The sequence below is a fragment of the Anaeromyxobacter sp. K genome, from assembly GCF_000020805.1.
Lineage (GTDB): Bacteria > Myxococcota > Myxococcia > Myxococcales > Anaeromyxobacteraceae > Anaeromyxobacter > Anaeromyxobacter dehalogenans.
Map to the genome: position 1 here is coordinate 2971331 of NC_011145.1, position 20002 is coordinate 2991332.

At 78.9% G+C, this 20002-nt stretch carries 18 protein-coding genes; 8 read left to right on the forward strand and 10 right to left on the reverse strand.

All coding sequences use genetic code 11. From position 1 onward, the window contains the following. Window positions 1-67 precede the first annotated feature (67 nt). Window positions 68-778, forward strand: coding sequence for an SDR family NAD(P)-dependent oxidoreductase (locus ANAEK_RS13380; protein ID WP_012526669.1), 711 nt, complete (start codon window positions 68-70; stop codon window positions 776-778). Window positions 779-949: 171 nt separating this feature from the next. Here the strand turns inward: ANAEK_RS13380 and ANAEK_RS13385 are convergent, their stop codons facing one another. Beyond that, the gene (locus ANAEK_RS13385; protein WP_012526670.1) at window positions 950-2722 is read right to left on the reverse strand and encodes a HAMP domain-containing sensor histidine kinase; all 1773 of its coding nucleotides are present in this window, start codon (window positions 2720-2722) and stop codon (window positions 950-952) included. A gap of 135 nt (window positions 2723-2857) precedes the next feature. Here ANAEK_RS13385 and ANAEK_RS13390 point away from each other — a divergent pair, with 135 nt between their 5' ends. Then, window positions 2858-3289 (forward strand): DUF2267 domain-containing protein, encoded by a 432-nt coding sequence (locus ANAEK_RS13390; RefSeq protein WP_012526671.1) that lies wholly within the window; start codon window positions 2858-2860, stop codon window positions 3287-3289. A gap of 18 nt (window positions 3290-3307) precedes the next feature. On the opposite strand, the gene ANAEK_RS13395 is transcribed toward ANAEK_RS13390, so the two are convergent. Genes ANAEK_RS13395 through ANAEK_RS13435 form a run of 9 tightly spaced genes read right to left on the reverse strand, consistent with a single transcriptional unit; the run spans window position 3308 to window position 11529 of the window. Beyond that, complete coding sequence (locus ANAEK_RS13395) at window positions 3308-3937, reverse strand: V-type ATP synthase subunit D (protein ID WP_012526672.1); 630 nt, start codon at window positions 3935-3937, stop codon at window positions 3308-3310. Continuing rightward, window positions 3934-5367: a V-type ATP synthase subunit B gene (locus ANAEK_RS13400; RefSeq protein WP_012526673.1), complete on the reverse strand. Its 1434-nt coding sequence runs from the start codon at window positions 5365-5367 to the stop codon at window positions 3934-3936. Before ANAEK_RS13400 ends, ANAEK_RS13395 begins: the two co-directional genes overlap by 4 nt. A gap of 2 nt (window positions 5368-5369) precedes the next feature. Further along, the gene (locus ANAEK_RS13405; RefSeq protein ID WP_012526674.1) at window positions 5370-7109 is read right to left on the reverse strand and encodes a V-type ATP synthase subunit A; all 1740 of its coding nucleotides are present in this window, start codon (window positions 7107-7109) and stop codon (window positions 5370-5372) included. Further along, a complete protein-coding gene (locus ANAEK_RS22645) occupies window positions 7106-7501 on the reverse strand; it encodes a V-type ATP synthase subunit F (protein WP_012526675.1) in 396 nt (131 codons plus the stop codon). Before ANAEK_RS22645 ends, ANAEK_RS13405 begins: the two co-directional genes overlap by 4 nt. A 1-nt stretch (window position 7502) precedes the next feature. Then, window positions 7503-8516 carry a V-type ATPase subunit gene (locus ANAEK_RS13415; protein ID WP_012526676.1) on the reverse strand — a complete coding sequence of 338 codons (1014 nt, stop codon included), beginning with the start codon at window positions 8514-8516 and terminating at the stop codon, window positions 7503-7505. Continuing rightward, the gene (locus ANAEK_RS13420) at window positions 8495-9106 is read right to left on the reverse strand and encodes a hypothetical protein (protein ID WP_304411945.1); all 612 of its coding nucleotides are present in this window, start codon (window positions 9104-9106) and stop codon (window positions 8495-8497) included. The genes ANAEK_RS13415 and ANAEK_RS13420 overlap by 22 nt, the downstream gene beginning before the upstream one ends. Then, complete coding sequence (locus ANAEK_RS13425) at window positions 9103-9318, reverse strand: ATPase (RefSeq protein ID WP_011420255.1); 216 nt, start codon at window positions 9316-9318, stop codon at window positions 9103-9105. The genes ANAEK_RS13420 and ANAEK_RS13425 overlap by 4 nt, the downstream gene beginning before the upstream one ends. 16 nt (window positions 9319-9334) lie before the next feature. Continuing rightward, window positions 9335-11194 carry a V-type ATP synthase subunit I gene (locus tag ANAEK_RS13430; RefSeq protein WP_232288213.1) on the reverse strand — a complete coding sequence of 620 codons (1860 nt, stop codon included), beginning with the start codon at window positions 11192-11194 and terminating at the stop codon, window positions 9335-9337. After that, the gene (locus ANAEK_RS13435) at window positions 11191-11529 is read right to left on the reverse strand and encodes a hypothetical protein (RefSeq protein WP_012526679.1); all 339 of its coding nucleotides are present in this window, start codon (window positions 11527-11529) and stop codon (window positions 11191-11193) included. The genes ANAEK_RS13430 and ANAEK_RS13435 overlap by 4 nt, the downstream gene beginning before the upstream one ends. A gap of 196 nt (window positions 11530-11725) precedes the next feature. Between ANAEK_RS13435 and ANAEK_RS13440 the strand changes: the two genes are divergently transcribed. From ANAEK_RS13440 to ANAEK_RS13465, 6 genes are all read left to right on the forward strand, one after another. Then, window positions 11726-13192 carry a protein-glutamate O-methyltransferase CheR gene (locus ANAEK_RS13440; RefSeq protein ID WP_012526680.1) on the forward strand — a complete coding sequence of 489 codons (1467 nt, stop codon included), beginning with the start codon at window positions 11726-11728 and terminating at the stop codon, window positions 13190-13192. Then, window positions 13179-13817, forward strand: a complete 639-nt coding sequence (locus ANAEK_RS13445) for a chemotaxis protein CheW (RefSeq protein WP_012526681.1) — start codon at window positions 13179-13181, stop codon at window positions 13815-13817. The genes ANAEK_RS13440 and ANAEK_RS13445 overlap by 14 nt, the downstream gene beginning before the upstream one ends. Next, the gene (locus ANAEK_RS13450; protein WP_012526682.1) at window positions 13817-15460 is read left to right on the forward strand and encodes a methyl-accepting chemotaxis protein; all 1644 of its coding nucleotides are present in this window, start codon (window positions 13817-13819) and stop codon (window positions 15458-15460) included. The genes ANAEK_RS13445 and ANAEK_RS13450 overlap by 1 nt, the downstream gene beginning before the upstream one ends. 13 nt (window positions 15461-15473) lie before the next feature. Next, window positions 15474-17591, forward strand: coding sequence for a response regulator (locus ANAEK_RS13455; RefSeq protein ID WP_012526683.1), 2118 nt, complete (start codon window positions 15474-15476; stop codon window positions 17589-17591). 2 nt (window positions 17592-17593) lie between these two features. Next, window positions 17594-18622: a chemotaxis-specific protein-glutamate methyltransferase CheB gene (gene cheB, locus ANAEK_RS13460; RefSeq protein WP_012526684.1), complete on the forward strand. Its 1029-nt coding sequence runs from the start codon at window positions 17594-17596 to the stop codon at window positions 18620-18622. 65 nt (window positions 18623-18687) lie between these two features. Beyond that, window positions 18688-19983, forward strand: a complete 1296-nt coding sequence (locus ANAEK_RS13465) for a GAF domain-containing sensor histidine kinase (protein ID WP_012526685.1) — start codon at window positions 18688-18690, stop codon at window positions 19981-19983. Window positions 19984-20002 lie beyond the last annotated feature (19 nt).

The window sequence follows — 20002 nt, forward strand, 5'->3', positions numbered from 1 at the left end:
GCGCGGCCGCGCGCGGGCCCGCGCCCGGGGGCTTTACTCGCGACCGGATCCGGCGCATGCCGTCGGCATGACCGGATCCGATCGCCCGCCCCGACGTACCGCGCTCGTCACGGGCGCGAACCGCGGGATCGGGCTGGCGGTCGCCGAGGCGCTGGCCGCCCGCGGGATGGCGGTGCTCCTGGGGACGCGCGATGCGGCGGCTGGCGCCCACGCCGCCGCAGCGCTCTCGGCCCGCGGCCACGCCGCCCGCGCCCTCGCCATCGACCTGTCCCGTCCCGCCTCGGTGGACGCCGCCCTCGCGCAGCTCGCCGCCGACGCCGTCCACGTGGACGTGCTCGTGAACAACGCCGGCGTGTACCCGCAGGGCGGCGTGCTGAGCGCGCCGGAGGAGGCCTTCCGCGAGGCGATGGAGGTCCACCTGTTCGGCCCGCTCCGCCTGTGCCGCGCGCTCGTGCCGGCGATGCAGCGCGCCGGCTGGGGACGCGTGGTGAACGTCTCGTCGGGCTCCGGATCGTTCGGCGAGGGGCTGGAGGGTCCGGCGCCGTACTGCATCTCCAAGGCGGCGCTCGACGCGCTCACGCTCAAGCTCTCCGGCGTGACCGGACCCGCGGTGAAGGTGAACGCGGCGTGCCCGGGGTGGGTCCGGACGCGCATGGGCGGCGAGGAGGCCCCCCGCTCCGTGGAGCGCGGCGCGGAGGGGATCGTCTGGCTGGCCACGCTGCCGGACGACGGCCCGAGCGGCGGGTTCTTCCGCGACGGGCAGCTCATCCCCTGGTGAGCGCTCGGAGCGCGTGAATCCATCCCCGGACCGAGCCAGGCGGTCGAGACGCGAGCAGCGCGAGGCGCGACGACCGAGCATGCCCGTCGGCATGTGAGGGAGGAGCAACGACGCGATGCGACGCGGATCGGCCGCCGCGGCGACGGGAGGGGATTGTTTCACGTGCTCTCATCAGTGCGCCTGCCCCGGCTGGTCCTCGCCGGACGGCTCGCCCGCGCCGCGGGCGAGCTCCTCCCTGGCCAGCTCCCGCGGCACCTCCAGCACGAAGGCGGTCCCGTCCCCGTCCGCTCGCTCGAGGCGCACCGTGCCCCCGTGCGCCTCGGCGATGCGCCGCGCCAGGAACAGCCCCAGCCCCAGGCCGCCATGGTGGCGCCACGAGGTCGCCCGCTCGAAGCGGCCGAAGATCCGCTCGGCGTCGGCCGGGTCCACGCCGGACCCGTGATCCACCACGACCATGCGGCCGAGCGCGCCCGCCGCCTCGACGCGGATCTCCACTGGCCGCCCCGCGCCGTGGCGGACCGCGTTCGAGAGCAGGTGCCCGAGCGCCTGCTCCAGCCGCGCGCGGTCCCCCCACGCCGGCACGCTCCGGCTCCGCAGGTGCAGCTCGATGCCGTGGTGCGACGCCTGGTCGACGCTCCGGCGCAGCGCGCGCCGCGCCACCTCGGCGAGGTCGAGCCGCTCGCGCTGCAGGGCCACGGCGCCCCGGCCCGCCCGCGAGACCTCGATGAGCGCGTCCACCAGCGCGTCGAGGCGCGCGGTCTGCCGCAGCGCCGCGTCGGCCCGGGCCACCGCGCGCCCCGGGTCGGCCCCCCCGCGCGCCAGCGCGGCCCGGAGCGCCTCGGCCTGGAGGCGCAGCGTGGCGAGCGGCGTCCGCAGCTCGTGCGACGCCACCTGCAGGAACTCGTCGCGGGCGCGCACCGCGGCCCGGAGCTCCTCCTCCACCCGGCGGCGGGCGGAGACGTCCTCCGCGGACCGCACCAGGTAGCGCGCGCGCCCCGCGCCGTCCCGGACCGCGGCGCAGGTCACGTTCACCCACTGCGTGCCGCCGTCGCGGCGGAGCAGGCGCTCCTCCGCGGCGTAGCCGTCGAGGTCGCCCGCCAGCAGCCGCGCGCTGCGCTGCGCCTCGGCTGCGCGGTCGTCGGGGTGGGTCAGGTCGAGCACGGTGGCGCCGCGCAGGTCCTCGCGCTCGCAGCCCAGCAGGTCCCGGTAGCGGCGGTTGAGCCGCAGCCAGTGGCCGTCCGGCGACACGTGCGCCATGCCCACGCCGGCGTGCTCGAAGGTGGCGCGGAACCGGGCCTCGCTGCGCCGGAGCGCGCCGAGGCTGCGGCGCAGCCACGCGCCGAGCAGCACCGCGAGCGCCACCGCCACCGCCGCCGCGCCGGCCAGCGCGAGCAGGCCGCGGCGCTCGCCCGCGGCCACGGCCTGCCGCGCCCGGGCCAGGTCCTGCTCGTGGGCCCGCACCAGCGCCGAGACCCCGTCGTCGATGCGGCGCCGCACCGGGCCCGCCGCGGATTGCAGCCGCCTCGCCACCGCCCCCGCCGGCTGCCCGCCCAGCCGCTCCATCGCCGCCTGCTCTCCCAGGCGCCACAGGAGCGCGTGATCCCCCGCGAGCGCGGCCACGCGCTCCCGCTCCTCGGGGGTGCTCGCGCGCGCCGCGGCCCGCCCGAGCAGGTCGGCCACCTCCGCCTGGTTGCGGCCGAGCGCGCGGACGGTGGCGGGCTCGCCGTCCACCGCCGCGTCGCGCGCCAGGCGCAGGCCGAGCTCGCTGGCGGTCGCCAGCCGCTCCGCGTCCACCAGCGCCGCCACGTTCTGGTCGAGCAGGCGGTCCCACGCCTCGCTCGCCATGCGCTGCGTCCTCACGCCCAGCGCGGCGACGCCGAGCACCGACACGACCCCGACCGCCAGCGCCGCGGGCCAGACCGAGGCCCGGGCGCGGGACGCCATCCCCGGCGCGCGCGGGCGCTCCCGCCCCGTCCTCCCCGTTCCGAGCCCCATCGCCTCCCGCCACCCGGCAATATGGCGGCCCCGCGGCGGGGAGGCCGGGATGACGGCCCCGCGTCCGGTGACGACGTTCCGGGCATGCCGAGGCTCTCGGATCCGCTCATCGACGCAGACTTCCGGGCGCTCGTCGAGGCGCTCGCCCGGGAGGGCCTGCCGCGGCGCGCCGAGGCGGCGAGGGCCGTCGAGGCGGTCGCCTGCGCGCTCGCCGATCGCACCCGCTCCTCGGACTTCGCCCCGCTCCGGGAGGTCCTGCCCGAGCCCTTCCGCGGGAAGCTCTCGCTGTGCGAGCGCCACCGCGGCACGACCCTGGCGCGGCCGCGCGAGCCGCTCACCGCGGAGGCGTTCGAGGCGCACGTCGCCGAGGACCTGGGCCCGTCGCCCGGCGGCGCCGAGGCCGCCGCCCGCGCGGTGTTCGCGGCGCTGCGGGCGCAGCTCCCGGAGGAGCAGGCCGAGGAGGTGGGGCGGCTGCTCCCGCCCGAGCTCCTGCCGCTGTGGCGACGGCCGAGCTGAGGCCGCCGGCGCAGCCGTTCAGGCGGGGCGTGGGTGGCGGGCGCGGAAGCGCCGCAGCCGCACCGCGTCCTCGCGGTCGCGCTCGTCCAGCGCCGCGGCGATGCGCGAGGCCTCGGACCGGAGCGCGGGCAGGACGAGCTGCTCGAGCGCGTTGATGCGCCGCGAGGTCTCCTGGATCTCCTCGCCGAGCCGGGCGAGGTGCAGCTCCTTGGAGGCGATGGTCAGCAGCACCTCCAGCGACTCCTCGTGGTGACGCGCGGCGGCCGCGCCGGACGGCCCCCAGCTCACCGGCGAGCTGCCCCGCTGATCGGCCGCGCGCACCAGCGGCGGCGCCGCCACCGACGGGGTCGGCACGCCCCACACGCGCCGCACGGTCACGGCGAGCGGGACGGCGCGGGCCGCCGGCAGCGCCAGCGACGCGAGCCGCTCCTCGCCCTCCAGCGCCTTCGCGAGCTCGAGCGCCTTCACCGCGCGGTGCAGCGCCTCGTCCAGCCGGGCGCGCCCCTCCAGCACGTCGTGCACCAGCTTCCACAGCTCGCTCGCCAGCACCTCGCGCTTGGCGCGCAGGAGCCGCGCCCCCTTGCCGGCCACGGCGCGGCGGGCGCGGACCTCGAGCAGCCCCATCCGCGTGGTGGCGGCGCGGCTCATGCGACGGCTCCGCCGGACAGCGCCGCCGCCCCGGCCGCGGGCCGGGCCGGGCGGGCGCGCAGCAGCCGCTCCGGGATGCGGGTGAGCGCCGCGGGCGGGAAGCCGGACAGCAGCCGCCAGCCGGCCTCGAGCGTGTCCTCGATGGTCCGGAAGGTGCCGCCCTGGCCCACCAGCTCGTCCTCGAACGCGTCCGCGAACGCGAGCAGCCGCTTCTCCTCCTCGCCCAGGTTGGCCGCGCCCACGATGGCCGCCATGCGCCGCACGTCGCGGCCGCGCGCGTAGAACGCGTACAGCTGGTCCGCCACCGGGCGGTGGTCGTCCCGGGTCTTGCCCGGCCCCGCGCCCAGGCCCATGAGCCGCGACAGCGAGGGCAGCACGTCGATGGGCGGGTACACGCCGCGGCGGTCCAGGTCGCGCGAGAGGACGATCTGCCCCTCGGTGATGTAGCCGGTCAGGTCGGGGATGGGGTGGGTGAGGTCGTCGTCGGGCATGGTGAGCACCGGGAGCTGGGTGAGCGAGCCCGGCCGCCCCCGCACGCGCCCTGCGCGCTCGAAGATCGTGGCGAGGTCGGTGTACATGTAGCCGGGGTAGCCGCGCCTCCCCGGCACCTCCTCGCGCGCCAGCGCCACCTCGCGCAGCGCCTCGCAGTAGCTGGTCACGTCGGTGAGCACCACCAGCACGTGGAGCCCGTGCGCGAACGCCAGGTGCTCGGCGCAGGTGAGCGCGCACCGCGGCGTCATGAGCCGCTCGATGGGCGGGTCCTCGGCGCGGTTCAGGAACACCACCGTGCGATCCAGCACGCCCGCGGCGCGGAACGCGTCCAGGAACGCGTGGTACTCGCGGAACGGCGAGCCCATGGCCGCGAACACCACCGCGAACGGCTCGCCCCCGCGCACCCGCGCCTGGCACACGATCTGCGCCGCGAGGCGCGAGGCCGGCAGCCCGGCGCAGGAGAACACCGGCAGCTTCTGGCCGCGCACCAGCGTGTTCATCCCGTCGATGGCGGAGACGCCGGTCTCGATGAAGTCCGAGGGCTTCTCGCGCCGCGTGACGTTGAGGGCCGCCCCGTGGATGGCGGGGCGCGCCTCCGGCACCGGCGGCGGCAGGCCGTCGGCGGGCCGGCCGAGCCCGTCCAGCACCCGCCCCAGCATGCCGCGCGAGACGCCCAGGCGCGCCACCTGCCCGGTGAGCGTGACCTCGGCGCGCGCGGGCGCGAGGCCGCGCGTCTCCTCCAGCACCTGCACCGCGATCCGGTCGCGCGAGAGCGCGATCACCTGCCCGCTCCGCTCCTCCGCGGCGCGCCCGTGCGCCTCGGGCTCGCCCCGGATGCGCACCACCTCGCCCAGGCGCGCGCGCGGCACGCCCTCCAGGAACAGCAGCGGGCCGGCGATGCCGAGCGCCCCGCGGATCCGGCGGGTGACGAGGTCCATGATCACTCCGCCTCCAGGCGCGCCAGCGCCTCCGAGAGATCCGCGCGCAGCGCGGCCGCCGCCCCGGGCACCTCGGCGGCCGGGAGCTGCGCCAGCCGGAGCAGGCGCGCGCCCAGGCCGGTGTCGAGGATCGACCGGAGCGGCACGCCCGCGCCGACCGCGGCGCCGGCGCGCCGGTGCCACTCGAGGAACAGCCGGAGCATCTCGAACGCCTTCGCGGGCGGGCAGGTCGCGTCCGCCGGATCGAGCGCGCTCTGGCGCAGGAAGCCCTCGCGCAGCAGCCGCGCCGACTCCAGCACCAGCCGCTCGGCGTCCTGGAGCGACTCGGTCCCCACCAGCTCGGCCACCTCGGCCAGCTCGCGCTCGCGCTGCAGGAGCTTGCGCGCCTCGTCGCGCAGCGCGCCGAACCCGTCGCCCGCCTCGCGCTCGAACCAGCCCGCGAGCCGGTCGCCCTCCAGCGTGAAGGACACGCTCCAGTCCACCGCCGGGTAATGCCGGCGGTGCGCCAGGTCGGCCGAGAGCGCCCAGAGCGCGCCGGTGGCGCGGAGCGAGCACTGGGTGACCGGCTCCGAGAGGTCGCCGCCGGGCGGCGACACCGCGCCCACCATGGTCACCGCGCCCTCGGCCCCGCCCAGCGTCTCGACCCGGCCCGCGCGCTCGTAGAAGCGCGCCAGCCGCGAGGCGAGGTAGGTCGGGTAGCCCTCCTCGCCCGGCATCTCCTCCAGCCGCGCCGAGATCTCGCGCAGCGCCTCGGCCCAGCGCGAGGTGGAGTCGATCATGAGCGCCACCGAGCGGCCCATGTCGCGGAAGTACTCGGCGATGGCGCAGCCGGTGTAGATGGACGCCTCGCGCGCGGCCACCGGCATGTTCGAGGTGTTCACGATCATCACCGTGCGCGCGAGCAGCGGCCCGCCGGTGCGCGGGTCCTCGAGCCGCGGGAACTCGTCCAGCACCTCGGACATCTCGTTGCCGCGCTCGCCGCAGCCCACGTAGACGACCACGTCGGCGGCGGCCCACTTCGCCAGGCTCTGCTCCAGCACCGTCTTGCCGGTGCCGAACCCGCCCGGCACCACCGCGGTCCCGCCCGCCGAGACCGGGAAGAAGCAGTCCAGCACCCGCTGCCCGGTGAGGAACGGCACGTCCGGCGGGAGGCGGCGGCGCGCCGGGCGGGGGCGGCGCACCGGCCAGCGCTCCAGCAGCGCGAGCGTGGCGCCCCCGTCCAGCAGCACCGCCGGCTCGTCCACGCGCCGCGCGCCGCCGCGGACCTCCGAGACGCGACCGGTCACGCCGGGCGGGACCACCACCAGGTGGTCGGGGGCGCCCGGCGCGCGCGCCACGCCCAGGCGCGCGCCGCCCTCGACGCGGTCGCCGGGCGCGACGGCGGGCTCGAACTCCCAGGCGCGCGCGCGGTCCAGCGCCGGCAGCGAGGCGCCGCGGCCCAGGAAGTCGCCCTCGCGCGCGGCCAGCTCGGAGAGCGGACGCTGCACGCCGTCGAACACCGAGCCGAGCAGCCCCGGGCCGAGCTCCACCGCGAGCGGCTCGCCCGAGGCCTCCACCGGCTCGCCGAGCGCGAGCCCCGCGGTCTCCTCGTAGACCTGGATGGTGGCGCGGTCGCCCTCGATGCGGATGATCTCGCCGAGCAGCCGCTCCTCGCCGACGCGCACCACCTCGTTCAGGCTCGCGCCGGAGAGGCCCTCCGCCACCACCGTCGGCCCGGCCATCCGCATCAGCGTCCCGCTCATGCCGCCCCTCCCCCGCCCGCGCTGCCCAGCTTCACCCCGTAGCCCACGGCGCGGCGGATGAGCGCCGCGACGTAGGCGCGCCCCCTGCCCTCCTCGCCCAGGCGCCGCGGCAGCGCGAACGGCAGCACCACCGGCAGGCCGCGCTCGCGCACGCGCGCGAGCAGGCGCTCCGGGACCGAGCGCAGCAGCTCCTCCTCCACGGCCAGCACCCCGACCTCCGCGTCCCCGAGCAGCCGCCGGAAGGCCGCGGCCTCCTCGCCCGGCGCCACCGCCTCGACCGGCGCCCCCGCCAGCCGGAACCCCAGCGCGTCCCCCGGCCGCACCGCCACGGCGAGCCGCAGCGCGCCCGCCGCGCCCGCCGCCCCCACCCGCCCGCCAAGCGCGGCCGCCATGTCACGCCTCCACCAGATCGAGGAGCTCGTCGCCGGCGATGCCGACCGCGGCGCCCCGGAGGAGCACGGCCACGCGGGCCACCTCGGCCCGGCGCTCCAGCAGGTGCCGCAGCGGCACCGCGATCGACAGCGGCCGCCGCCGCGCCTCCCGCCGGAGCGGCGCCACCAGCGCGGCCTCGAGCGCGCGCTCCGCCGCCCACGGCGAGCCGAGCGCCGCCTCCGGGAGGCCGAACCCGGCCGCCACCGCCCGCCGCGCCGCCGCCGGCCCCGCCCGCGCCAGGGCGTCGAGCGCGGCCGCGTCCCAGCGCCGGCCGCCCTCGAGCCAGGTGCCCGGCTCCGGCGCGGCGCCGTCCAGGCTGAGCAGCGTCTCCGCGTTGCGCGCGTCGGTGCGGTCCGAGAGGTGGCGCGCCAGGATCTCGCCGTCCTCGCCGCGGTGCCGGCACGCGGCGCGGGCCCGCGCCAGGCCGGCGCGATCCGCGGCGCGCTCCAGCGGCGCGAGCCCGCCCTTCGGGACCTGGGGCAGCGCGGGCCGGACCGCGGCCGCCACCGCCGAGCCCGCCGCCTCCAGCACCGCGAGCGCGTCGGCGAGCGCCGGCGCCGCCGCGGCGGCGCGGATCGCCTCCGGCCCCGGGGGCGTCACCGGCGGCGCGGCGGCGACGGTCGCGTCGATGGGCGCTCCCAGCGCCACGCCGCGCAGCACCGCCTTCACCGCCGCGGCCTCGTCGAGCGCCAGGAACGCCCCGAGCAGCGCACGCGCGCGCCGCCCCTCGGCCAGCCCCGCCAGCCGCTCGGCCTCGACGCGCGCCGCGGCCCGCAGCCCGGCCTCGACGCGCGCCATCGACACCGGCGGCACGGCCGCGTCCGCCGGCAGCCCGGCGCCGGCGGCCCGGGTCCGCAGCAGCTCCACGCGGGCCTCGGTGGACGGCCGGGTGAGCAGCTCGCGCAGCCCGGGCGCGTCGAGCAGGAGCGGCCGTCGCGCGCCCACGCGCGCGTTCAGTCGGTCGAGCCGGGCCACGCGCCCGCCTCCGCGAACAGCATGGCCGCCAGCTCCGCCTCCGCCTCGGGCCAGAGGCGCTCGAGGCGGGCCGGCAACGTGTCGTCGAGCTCGCGCCGCCCCACCCGCACCCGCACGCCGCCGCGCGGCGCCGGCGCCTCGCGGACGGTGGCCCGCGCCGCCGCGGCAGGATCGAGCCGCGCCAGCGCGGCGCGGCAGGCCTCGGCGGCCCCCGGATCCACCTCGACCTCGAACGGCGCGTCCCCCACCTCCGGCAGCAGCTCCGCGAGGAGGCGCGCGTCGAGCGCCGCGTCGCCCGCTCCCCCCAGCGCCCCGGCCGCCGCCCGGTGCAGCGCCTCGAGCGCCTCCCGCCGCGCCACGAGCGACACCCGCTCCCGCTCGCGCCCCAGCGCCTCGCCCCGTGCACGCGCCGCCTCGGCCGCGTCGGCGGCGGCGCGGGTCACCAGCGCGTCGCGCGCCGCCGCGGTCGCGCCCCGCGCCTCCTCGAGCACGCGCGCCGCCTCGCGCTCCGCGGCCGCGCGCACCTCGCGGCCCTCGCGCTCCGCCTCCTCCGCCAGGACGCGGAGCAGGTCGCCGTAGCCCACGGTCACCCTCCGGTCAGGATGAGCACCGCCACCACGAAGCCGAGGATCACCAGGGTCTCCGGGATGGCGAGCATGACGATGACGGCGCCGCGCACCTCCGGCTTCTCGGCGAGCGCCCCTGCGCCGGCCGAGCCGATGCGCGACTGGACCCACGCGGTGGCGAGGGCGGTGACGCCGACGGCGAGCGCTGCGGCCAGCGTGATGAGCACCTTGTCCACGTCGTCCTCCCTTCGGTCATGCCTCGAGGGCGAACGGCCGGAACGGCTCGCCGCCCTCCTGGTAGAACTTCTCGAAGAACTCCACGTAGTGAAGGCGCAGCGCCGCCACGATCGGGCTGATGAGGCACAGGCTGAAGTTGACGGCGTGCAGCAGCACGCCGATGGCGACGCCGACCGGCGCGGGCTCGAGCGTCGCGGCGATCAGGTTCGCCACCTCGGCGAGCATCGCCGAGGCGAGCCCGAGCGCCATGAGCCGGGCGTAGGACAGGACGTTGCCGAGCCCGAGCACGAGCTCGAGCACGGCCATGGGCCCCTCGGCCCCCACCGCCACGGCGAGCGCGCCCAGCGTGCCGAAGAGCGCCGGCCGCAGCGCCGCCTGCGGCAGCTTCCCCGCCAGCGCGGCGGCGCTCGCCGCGGCCGCGACGAGGAGCACCAGCTTCGCCGCCCGGCCGACCGCCTCGCGCAGGTGCCGCTCGCGCAGCGCCGACGCGACGCCGAGCCCCATCCCCAGGAGCACGTGGACGCCGCCGAGCGCGAGCACGCCGCCGAGGAAGGTCATGAACGCCCGCCGCCGGTCCAGCAGCAGCGGGTGCAGCCCGAGGTGGGCCCCGAGCTCGCCCAGCGCCTCGCCGTAGAGCAGGCCGAAGATCGCCGACGACGCCGAGCACCACAGCGCCACCCAGGCGAGGTCGCGACCCGCCCGCCCGCCCCAGCCGCGCCGGCGCGCCCAGAGCGACCCCGCCACCCCCGCCACGCCGAACGCCACGTCGCCCAGCACCAGGCCGAAGAACAGCGGGAAGAACAGCGCCAGCCAGGGCGTCGGGTCGACCGAGCCGTAGCGCGGGAGCGAGACGAGCGCGAGGAGCCGCTCGAAGGGACGCAGCCAGCGGCGGTTGCGGAGCACCACGGGGACGCGCGGCCACTCCGACCGCCGCGGCCGCTCCGCCAGGACCGTGAGCCGGTCGCCGAGCTCGGCGGCCACGGCCGCCCGGAGCGCCGCGACCTGCCCGGCGGGCATGTAGCCGGTGGCCACGAACGCGAAGCGGGTCTCGCCGCAGCTGCCCATGGCCTGGAGCCGCGCCAGCTCGCCCTCGGCCCGGGCGCGCGCGCGCGCGAGCGCCGGGGCGAGCCCGGCGGCGAGCCGCGCCAGCGCCGCGTCGGCCGCGGCGATCTCCTCGGGCAGCGCCCGGGCCCGCGCCGACAGCAGGAGGAGCACGTCGAGCAGGCGCCGCCCGCCGTACGCCGGCGGGAGGCGCACCTCGTCCACGCCGCGCTCGAAGAACAGGGCGGTCAGCGCGCGCCCCGCCGCGCGCGGGACCACCACCAGCACGCCGGTGTGCTCCGCGTCGAGCGGCCGCGCCTTCACCTCGCAGGCGCCGCCCGACAGCCGGCGCACCTCCGACTCGAGCAGCGCCAGCGCCGCCGCGTCGGTGCGCAGCACCAGGCCGTGCAGCTCCGGCTCGGCCGCGGGGTCCACGCCGTGCGTCAGCGGCGCGAGCGCCACCACGAGCCGGGCGAAGCGCGCGGTGGCCTCGCGCTCCTCGGCGAGCGCGGCGCGGCGCGCCTCGATCCGCGCCAGCTCCGACTCCAGCGCCGCCAGCCGGTCGAGGAGCGCCTGCGTGCCGGGCTCGGGCAGCTCCAGCGGCGCGGCCTCCGCGCGCGCGGGCGGGAGCCGGCCGGCGAGCGCGTCGATCTGGCGTACCGCCTCGGAGAGGCGCGCCGCCCGCTCGGGCGCGCCCGGGAGCGGTGCCGCCGGGCGCGCCGCGGCGGGCGCCGGGCGGAGCTCCACGGCGCCCCTCGCCTGGAGCAGCTCGAGCGCCCGCGGGAGCAGGTCCCGCGGCCCGAGCACCTCCACGCGCGCCATCGGCAGGATCACGGCTCCCCCCGCACGCGCGCGCGCAGCCACGCCAGCGCCCGCGCGCGGTTCGCGCCCGCGCGGCGCGCCACCTCGGCCCGGTCGGACTCGCACGCGGCAAGCGCCGCCTCCTGCGCGCGATCCTGGGCCTCGGCGGCGGCAGCCCGCAGCGCCTCGGCGGCGCGCTCCGCCTCGTGACGCGCGCTCGCCGCCAGCGCCTCGGCCTCGCGCCGCGCGCGCTCCAGCGTGGCCGCCGCCTGCCTGCGCGCCTCGGCGACCTGCTGCTCCAGGGTCGCCTCGTCCTGCCGCAGCCGATCGACGGTCCCGCGCTCGCCGCCCTCGAACGGCGTGTCCACGGTTGCCCCCTGGGAGCGAGCAAACGCCCCGCGCACCCGCGAGGCAAGCGCGACGGGTGCTCACCGGTGGGGCTGCGCGGAGCCGGCGCAGCGCCGCCGCGCGCGCGCGGCCCGCCGCGGCCCGGGCTCGGATAGACTGCGCTCCCATGTCCGATCCGGAACGCCCGCCCGGCGCCGCGACCCCGGGCCGCCGGTCATGACGGCGGGTTCCCCCCCGGGCGCGTGGTCGCATCCCGCCTTCGCCGAGGTCGCGGCGGAGGTGGCGCGCCACGCCGGGCTCCGCATCCCCGCGCACCGCCGCCCCGAGGTGGAGCAGGCCGCGCGCCGCGCGATGCGTGCGGCGGGGCTCACCGATCCGCGCGCCTACGCCGAGCGGCTGCGCGACGGGCGGCTCGCGGTGGCCGACCTCGTGACCGCCGTGACCGTGGGCGAGACGTACTTCTTCCGCGATCCGGCGCAGCTCGCGCTGGTCCGCGACCGCGTCGTGCCCGCCCTCGCGGCGAGCCGCCCGGCGGGGCACGCGCTCCGGGCCTGGAGCGCCGCGTGCGCGACGGGCGAGGAGGCGTACACGCTCGCGTTCACGCTGGAGCAGGCCGGCGTGGGCGAGCGGTCGCGCGTGCTCGGCACCGACATCTCGCGCCCGGCGCTGGCCCGCGCCCGCGCCGGCGCGTACGGCGACTGGTCGCTCCGCGGCCCCGAGCGCGCCACGGCGGCGCGCCTGCTGCTGCGGGAGGGCGAGCGCTGGAAGGTCCCCCCGCGGATCCGCGCGCGGGTGCGCTTCGAGTACCTGAACCTCGCCGACGACACCTACCCGTCGCCGCGGACCGGCACCGCGGGCGTGGACCTGGTCCTGTGCCGCAACGCGCTCATGTACCTGGAGCGCGAGGTGGTGGCCGCGGTGGCGCGCCGCCTCCACGCCGCGCTCGCCCCCGGCGGCTGGCTGCTCACCGGGCTGGCGGATCCGCCGCTCGGCGGGCTCGCGCCGTTCGAGCCGATCTCCACCGCGGCCGGCGTCGTCTACCACCGCCCGGCGCACGGCGCGCCCGCCGCGCGGCGCGACCGGCCCGCGCGCCGTCCGATCGCGCCGGGGACCCCGGCGCGCCCCGCCGCCGCGCCGCCGCCGCCACCGCCGGCGCCGGCCCTCCCCGCGCCCGCCGCCCCGGCACCGGACGCGGCCGGCGCGCTCGATGCGCTCCGGCGCGGCGACTGGCGGGCCGTCGTGGACCGCGCCGGCGCGCTCCTCGCCACGCCGGAGGGCGCCGCCACGCTGGTCCGCGCCGCGGCGAACGCCGGAGATCCGGCGCGGGCGGAGGCGCTGGCCGCGCGCGCCGCGGAGGCGCACCCGCTCGCCCCCGAGCTGCACCTCCTCCACGCCGCGGTCCTCGCCGAGCTGGGCCGGGTGGACGTCGCGCTGGAGGCGGTCCGCAGGTGCCTGTACCTCGACCCGGGCCTGGCGGTCGCGCACGCGCAGCTCGCCGGGCTGCTCGCTCGCGCCGGCGACGCGGTCGGCGCCCGCCGGTCCTGGCGCAACGTCCGGCGCATCTGCGCCGCCCTGCCCCCGGATGCCCCCCTGCCGCTGGGCGACGGGCGGTGCGCGGGCCCCCTTTCCGAGGTAGCATCGGCGCAGCTCGAGCTGCTCGGCGGAGGCGATGACCGCGGGTGAACGAAGGCGCGCCGGCGCGCCGATCGACTGGAAGGCCCTGGTGGACCGGCTGGCCCGCGCCGCGTCGGCGCTGGGCGCCGGCGCGCGCCCGTCCGGCGACGCCGCCCGCGCCGCGCTCCAGGCCCGGGCGCGCGCGCTCGCCGCGCCCCCGCCCGCCCCGCGCCCGGCCGGCGCCCGCCCGGTGCTGGCGTTCCGGCTGGGCGGCGAGCGCTACGCGCTCGAGACCGCGGTGGTCCGCGAGGTGGCGCGGCCGCCGCGGCTGGCGAGGCTGCCCGGGGCGCCCGCGTTCGTGGCCGGCCTCGCGAACCTGCGCGGTGAGCTGGTGGACGTGATCGACGTCCGGGAGTACCTGGGTGCGCCGCCCGTCCCCGCCGGCGAGCGCACCCGCCTCGTCGTCCTCGGGGCGGAGCGCGCCGAGCTGGCGCTCCTCGCCGACGAGGTGGACGGGCTCGACGAGCTGGTCCCGGACGACCTGCTCCCCGCCCCCGCCGCCCCGCGCCGCGCCCGGCCCGAGTACGTGCGCGGCGTCACCGCCGCCGGCCTGGCGCTGCTCGACGGCCCGGCCCTGCTCCGCGACCCACGGCTCGCCGTGGACGCCCCTTCGCTCCCGACCGAGGTGACCTGATGCAGACCCAGATCCGCCGGAGCCGATCGCTCGGCTTCCGCCTCGGGGGCTCCGCCCTCGCGCTGTTCGCCGCGGCCGCGGTGCTCATCGGCCTGAACCTGTGGATGCTCGCCGGCCTGCACGGCGAGGAGGAGTGGACCGCCAAGCTGGTCGAGGGCGCGGTGCTGCGGTACCAGGCGCTCGATCTCTCGGAGCGGCTGTTCGACGCGCCGGCCGAGCGCGCCCGCACCCGCGAGGCGCTGGTGCACACCATGACCGCGCTGGACGAGCGCTACCGCGTGCTGCTCCAGGGCGACCCCGAGGCCGGCACCGAGCCCATCCGCGACCCGCGGGTGGTGGCCTCGCTCCGCGCGCGCGAGGGGACGTGGACGAACGAGCTCCGGCCCCTGCTCGCCCGCGTCATGGCCGCGCCCGGCCGCGCCGAGGCGCAGGCCGACCTCGACCGGTTCCGCGAGATCCACGAGCGCTACCTGACCCAGCTGCAGGGCGACTCGGCGGTGGCCGCGCAGGTGACCGCCGGCCGCGTGCGCCAGTTCCGGGTGGTGCAGGTGCTGTTCGCGATCCTGGTGATCGCCGTCCTCGCGGCGGTGCTGACGGTCACGCGCGACACCACGCGCCGCATCGGCCGGCTCGCCGCGGCGGCCGACCGGCTCGCCACCGGCGACCTCGAGGCCCGCGCCGCGGTGCCCGGCCAGGACGAGGTCGCCGCGCTCGGGCGCTCGTTCGACGCCATGACCGAGAAGGTCCGCAGCGGCCTCACCAAGGAGCAGTCGATGCGGCGCCAGGTGGAGGCGCTCCTGGCGGCGGTGCGGGACACGGCCACGCGGCTCGCCACCGGCACGAACCAGATCGTCACCTCCACCAACCAGCAGGCCACCGGCGCGCAGGAGCAGGCGGGGGCGGTCACCGAGACGGTCGCGGTGGTCGAGGAGCTGGCGCAGATGTCGTCGCAGGCGGCGCAGCGGGCGCAGGCGGCGGCCGAGACGGCGCGGCGCTCCGACGAGATCGGGCAGGACGGCCGCCGCGCGGTGGAGCGCGCGGTCGGCGCGATGACCGCGGCGAAGGAGCAGGCCGACTCGGTGGCCGAGAGCATCGTCCGGCTGGCCGAGCAGACGCAGGCGGTGGGCGACATCGTCAACCTGGTGAACGAGATCTCCGACCAGACCAACCTGCTCGCGCTCAACGCCGCCATCGAGGCATCGCGCGCCGGCGAGCAGGGCAAGGGCTTCTCGGTGGTCGCGGCCGAGGTGAAGTCGCTCTCGGAGCAGGCCAAGAAGGCCACCGTGGAGGTGCGGCGCATCCTGGGCGAGATCCAGAAGATGGCGAGCCGCTCGGTGGTCTCGACCGAGCAGTACTCGAAGGGGATGGCCCAGGCGACCGACGCGGCCCGCAGCGCCGGCGAGACCATCCACTCGCTCGCCGGCGCCATCGCCGAGCTGGCCGAGACCTCGAGGCACATGTCCGCCACCGCCACGCAGCAGGCCCAGGGGCTCGGGCAGATCAACCAGGCCATGCGCGACGTGAAGCAGACCACCGACCAGACCGTCCAGGCCATCCGCCAGACCGAGCAGGCGGTCCAGGACCTCTCCACGCTCGCGGTGCGGCTCACGCAGCTGCTCTCCGAGCCGGACCGGGCCGCCTAGCGCCGCGCCCGCCATGGACGCCGATCGCCTCCAGGCGCTGCTGCGGGCCACGTTCCTCGGCGAGCTCGAGGACCACGTGCGCAGCCTGACCGCCGACCTGCTCGCGCTCGAGCGGGCGCCCGGACCGGACCGCGCCGAGCTGCTCCAGCGCATCTTCCGCACCGTCCACAGCGTGAAGGGGTCGTCGCGCGCGGCCAGCGTGGAGGCGGTGGAGGCGCAGGCGGCGCGCATGGAGCGGACGCTGGCGGCGGCGCGCGACCGGCCGCCGGAGGAGGCGCGGCCGCTGGTGGACGAGCTCCTCGACGCGGTGGACGCCATCGAGGAGGCCGGGCGGCGGCTGCGTGGCCCCGGCGAGCGCGAGGGCTCGCCCCTCTCGGCGGTGGTGCGGCCCGCCGAGCCGTCCGGCGCCGGCGCGGGCTCGGTCCGGCTGGACGCGGCCCGCCTCGACCGGCTGCAGGCGCTCGAGGCCGAGCTGCGGGCGGCCCGCCACGCGGGCGAGGGCGCGCGCGCGCCGCTGGAGGCGCTGCAGGCGGAGGTCCGCCGCTGGCGGGCGGAGTGGGCGGACGACGAGCGGGTGCTGCGCGACGCGCTCGGCCGGGCCGCGGCGCCGGCCGCCGCCCAGGCCGCCGCGGGCCGGCAGGCGGCGCGCCTCGCGCGGCTGGAGTCGGAGCTGGAGCGCCTCTCCGCGGCGGGCGCGTCGGCCCGGCGCCGCGTGGCGCAGGCCGTCGAGCCGCTCGCCGAGGAGCTCCGCGCGCTGCGCATGGTGCCGTTCGCCGAGGCCTGCGCCGGGCTGGAGCGGGCCGCGCGGGACGTGGCCCGCGGCGCCGGCAAGGAGGTGGACGTCTCGATCGCCGGCGGTGAGGTCTCGCTCGACCGGGCGGTCGCGGACGCGCTCCGGGCGCCGCTCCTGCACCTGGTGCGGAACGCGGTGGACCACGGGCTGGAGTCCCCCTCGGCGCGCGCCGCCGCCGGCAAGCCCGCGCGCGGACGGATCGGCGTGACGGCGGTGCTGCGCGGGGGCGAGGTGGAGATCGCGGTCGAGGACGACGGCGCCGGCCTCGATCTCGACGCCATCCGGCGCCGGGCCGAGCGCGGCGGGCTGCCCGAGGCGGCGGACGCGCGGGCGCTGGCGCGCCGCGTCTTCCTGCCCGGGTTCACCACCGCGCCGCAGGTCACCGAGGTGTCGGGCCAGGGGGTGGGCCTGGACGCCGTCCGCGCCGCGGTGGAGGCGCTGCAGGGCGCGGTGGACGTGGAGACCCGGCCCGGGCACGGGACCCGCTTCGTGCTGGTGGTGCCGCTCACGCTGCTGGCGCTGCGCGCGCTGGTGGTCTCCTGCGGCGGCGAGTCGGTGGCCATCCCGGCGAGCCAGCTCCGCCGGCTGCTGCAGGTCCACCCGGACGGCCTGCGGCCGCTGGGCGGGCGGGACACCGTGACCGTGGACGGCGAGCCGGTGCCGGCCGTCGCGCTCGCCGAGGTGCTGGGCCTGCCGGCCGCGGCGCCGGCGGGCGGTCGCGCGCCGCTGCAGCTCGCCGTGGTCGCCGCGGGCGGACGCGCGGTGGCCCTGGCGGTGGACGCGCTCGTCGCCGAGCAGGAGCTCCGCGTGCGCGGGCTCGGCGCCCGCGTCCGCGCCCTGCCCCACCTCGCCGGCGCGGCGCTGCTCCCCGACGGCGGCGTGGCGCTCGTGCTGAACGTGCCGGCGGTGGTGGCCTCGGCGATGGGCCGGCCCACCGCCTCGCTCGCGCCGGCCGCGGCCGCGCCGCGGCGGAGGCCGCGCGTCCTGCTGGTGGACGACTCGCCCACCACCCGCGCGCTGGAGCGCTCGATCCTCGAGACCGCGGGGTACCGGGTCGCGACCGCCGCCGACGGCGCGGAGGCCTGGGCCATCCTGGAGCGCGAGGGCGCGGACGCGCTGGTGGCAGACGTGGAGATGCCGCGGCTCGACGGCTTCGCGCTCACCGAGGCGGTGCGCGCCTCGAGGGCCCTGGCCGCCCTGCCGGTGGTGCTGGTGACCGCGCGCGAGGCCGAGGCGGACCGCGCGCGCGGCCTCGCCGCAGGCGCCAGCGCGTACCTGGTGAAGAGCGCGTTCGACCAGCGGAGCCTGCTCGACACGCTGGAACGGCTGCTGGGGTGACCATGATCCGCGTGCTCGTGGTCGAGGACATGCCCACCGCCCGCCAGCTGCTGGTGGGCATCCTCTCGGCCGATCCGGAGCTCGAGGTGGTGGGCCAGGCGTCCGACGGCGCCGAGGCGCTGGCGCTGGTGCGCGCGCTGCGGCCCGACGCCATCACCATGGACGTGATGATGATGCCGGTGGACGGCATCCAGGCCACCGCGCAGATCATGGCCGAGCGGCCCACGCCCATCGTCATCGTCACCTCGCTCGACGTGAACGAGGTGACGCTGTCGATGAAGGCGCTGGCCGCCGGCGCGCTCGCGGCGCTGCCCAAGCCGCGCGGCCCCGGCTCCCCCGGCTTCGCCGAGGACGCCCGCCGGCTCGTCACCACGGTGAAGGCCATGAGCCGCGTGGCGCTGCTGCGCCGCCCCGAGTCCGCGCGCCGCGCCGCGCCGCCCGCGGCCGCCCCGCCCGACGTCCCTCGCGGCCGCGTGGTGGCGGTGGCCGCCTCCACCGGCGGGCCGGCCGCGCTGCAGCGCATCCTGGCCCGGCTCCCCGCCGCCTTCCCGGCGCCGGTGCTGGTGGTGCAGCACATCGCGCTCGGCTTCGCGGAGGGCTTCGCGCGCTGGCTCGCCTCCGCCGGTCCGCTCCCGGCGCGCGTCGCCCGCGACGGTGCGCTCCTCGAGCCGGGCGTGGTGCACGTCGCGCCGGACGACCGCCACCTGGGCGTCACCGCCGACGGCGCGCGCGCGACCGTCACCGACGAGGCACCGGTGGGCGGCTTCCGTCCCTCCGGCACCCCGCTGTTCCGCTCGGTGGCGGCGGCGTACGGCGCCGGCGCCGTCGGCGTGATCCTGTCGGGCATGGGCCGGGACGGCGTGGACGGGCTCGCCGACCTCCGGCGCGCCGGCGGGCGGGTCGTGGCGCAGGACGCCGCCTCCTGCGCGGTGGACGGCATGCCCGGCGCGGCGCAGGCGGCGGGGCTCGCGGACGCGGTCCTGGCGCCGGATGCCATCGCCGATCGGCTGGCGCTCTGGATCCGCCGCTGAGGGGCGCCTGCTGGCCTCCCGGGCAGGTTGTGTTCGTCCCACATGCGGCCTAGAGTCGCCTCCGAATGGACGCCACCCAGCCCCTTTCGGGTGCGCCCGACGCCGCAGCCCAGGCCGCGGCCGACCTGGACGCGCGCGCGCAGCTCGAGGAGACGCAGCGTCGCATCGCGTTCCTGTACGAGGTCACCGGCGCGCTGTTCGAGGACGCGCGCGGGCACCGCGCCACGCTGGGCAAGCTCGCGCGGCTGGTGGTTCCGCACCTCGCCGACTGGTGCCTGGTCCACCTGGTCCGCGACGATCAGGCCGAGCGCGTCGCCGCCGAGCACTGGAACCCGGACCTCGCGCCGCTCTCGAGCACCCTGCCCCGCACCGTCCCGCTCGCCGGCCCGGCGGCGCAGGGGCTCGCCGCGGTGGTGGCGAGCGGGCGCGCCGAGCTGGTGCCGGATCCCCCGCCGACCCATCCCGCCGAGCCGGCCGACCTGGCCGCGCTGCGCCGGCTCCGCGCACGGTCCTGGATGATCGTCCCGCTGCGGGTGCGCGGCCGGACGCGCGCGGTGATGACGCTCGCGTTCGCCGAGTCCACCCGCCGCTACAGCGGCCACGACCTGGCGCTGGCCGAGGACCTCGCGGCGCGGGCCGCCATGGCGCTCGAGAACGCGCTGCTGTTCGAGGAGGTCGAGCGCGCGGTGCGGGCGCGGGAGGACACGCTGTCGATCGTCTCGCACGACCTCAAGAACCCGATGTCCGCGCTGCTGCTGGGCATCCAGCGGCTGGCGCGCCTGGTGGACGAGCCGCGCCGCCCGCAGGGCGACGCGCTCCTGGCGAAGCTGGAGCGCACCGTCCGCGGCATGAACCGGCTCATCGAGGGGCTGCTGGACCTCGCCCGCATCGAGGCCGGGCGGCTGCAGCTCGACCGCCGGCCCGAGCCGCCCGCGGCGGTGGTGGCCCGGGCCACCGAGCCGCTCGAGGCGCTGGCCGCGGAGCGCCGCCAGCGCATCGCGGTGCGCCTCGCGCCGGACCTGCCGGTGCCGGCCTGGGATCCGGACCGCATGGCGCAGGTGATCGCGAACCTGGTCGGGAACGCGCTGAAGTTCGGGCCGGACGGCGAGGAGGTCGTGATCACCGCCGAGCGGTACGGCGGCGGCCTGCGCTTCGGGGTGGTGGACCGCGGCCCCGGCATCGCGCCGGAGATCCGCGAGCACCTGTTCGACCGCTACTGGCAGCCGGCGGGCGACCAGAAGCGCGGCCACGGCCTGGGGCTGTTCATCGTGCGCGGCATCGTCGAGGCGCACGGCGGGCAGGCGTGGGTGGAGAGCGAGCCGGGCCGCGGCGCGGCGTTCTACTTCGTGATCCCCACCTAGCCTCTCACTCCCGGCGCGG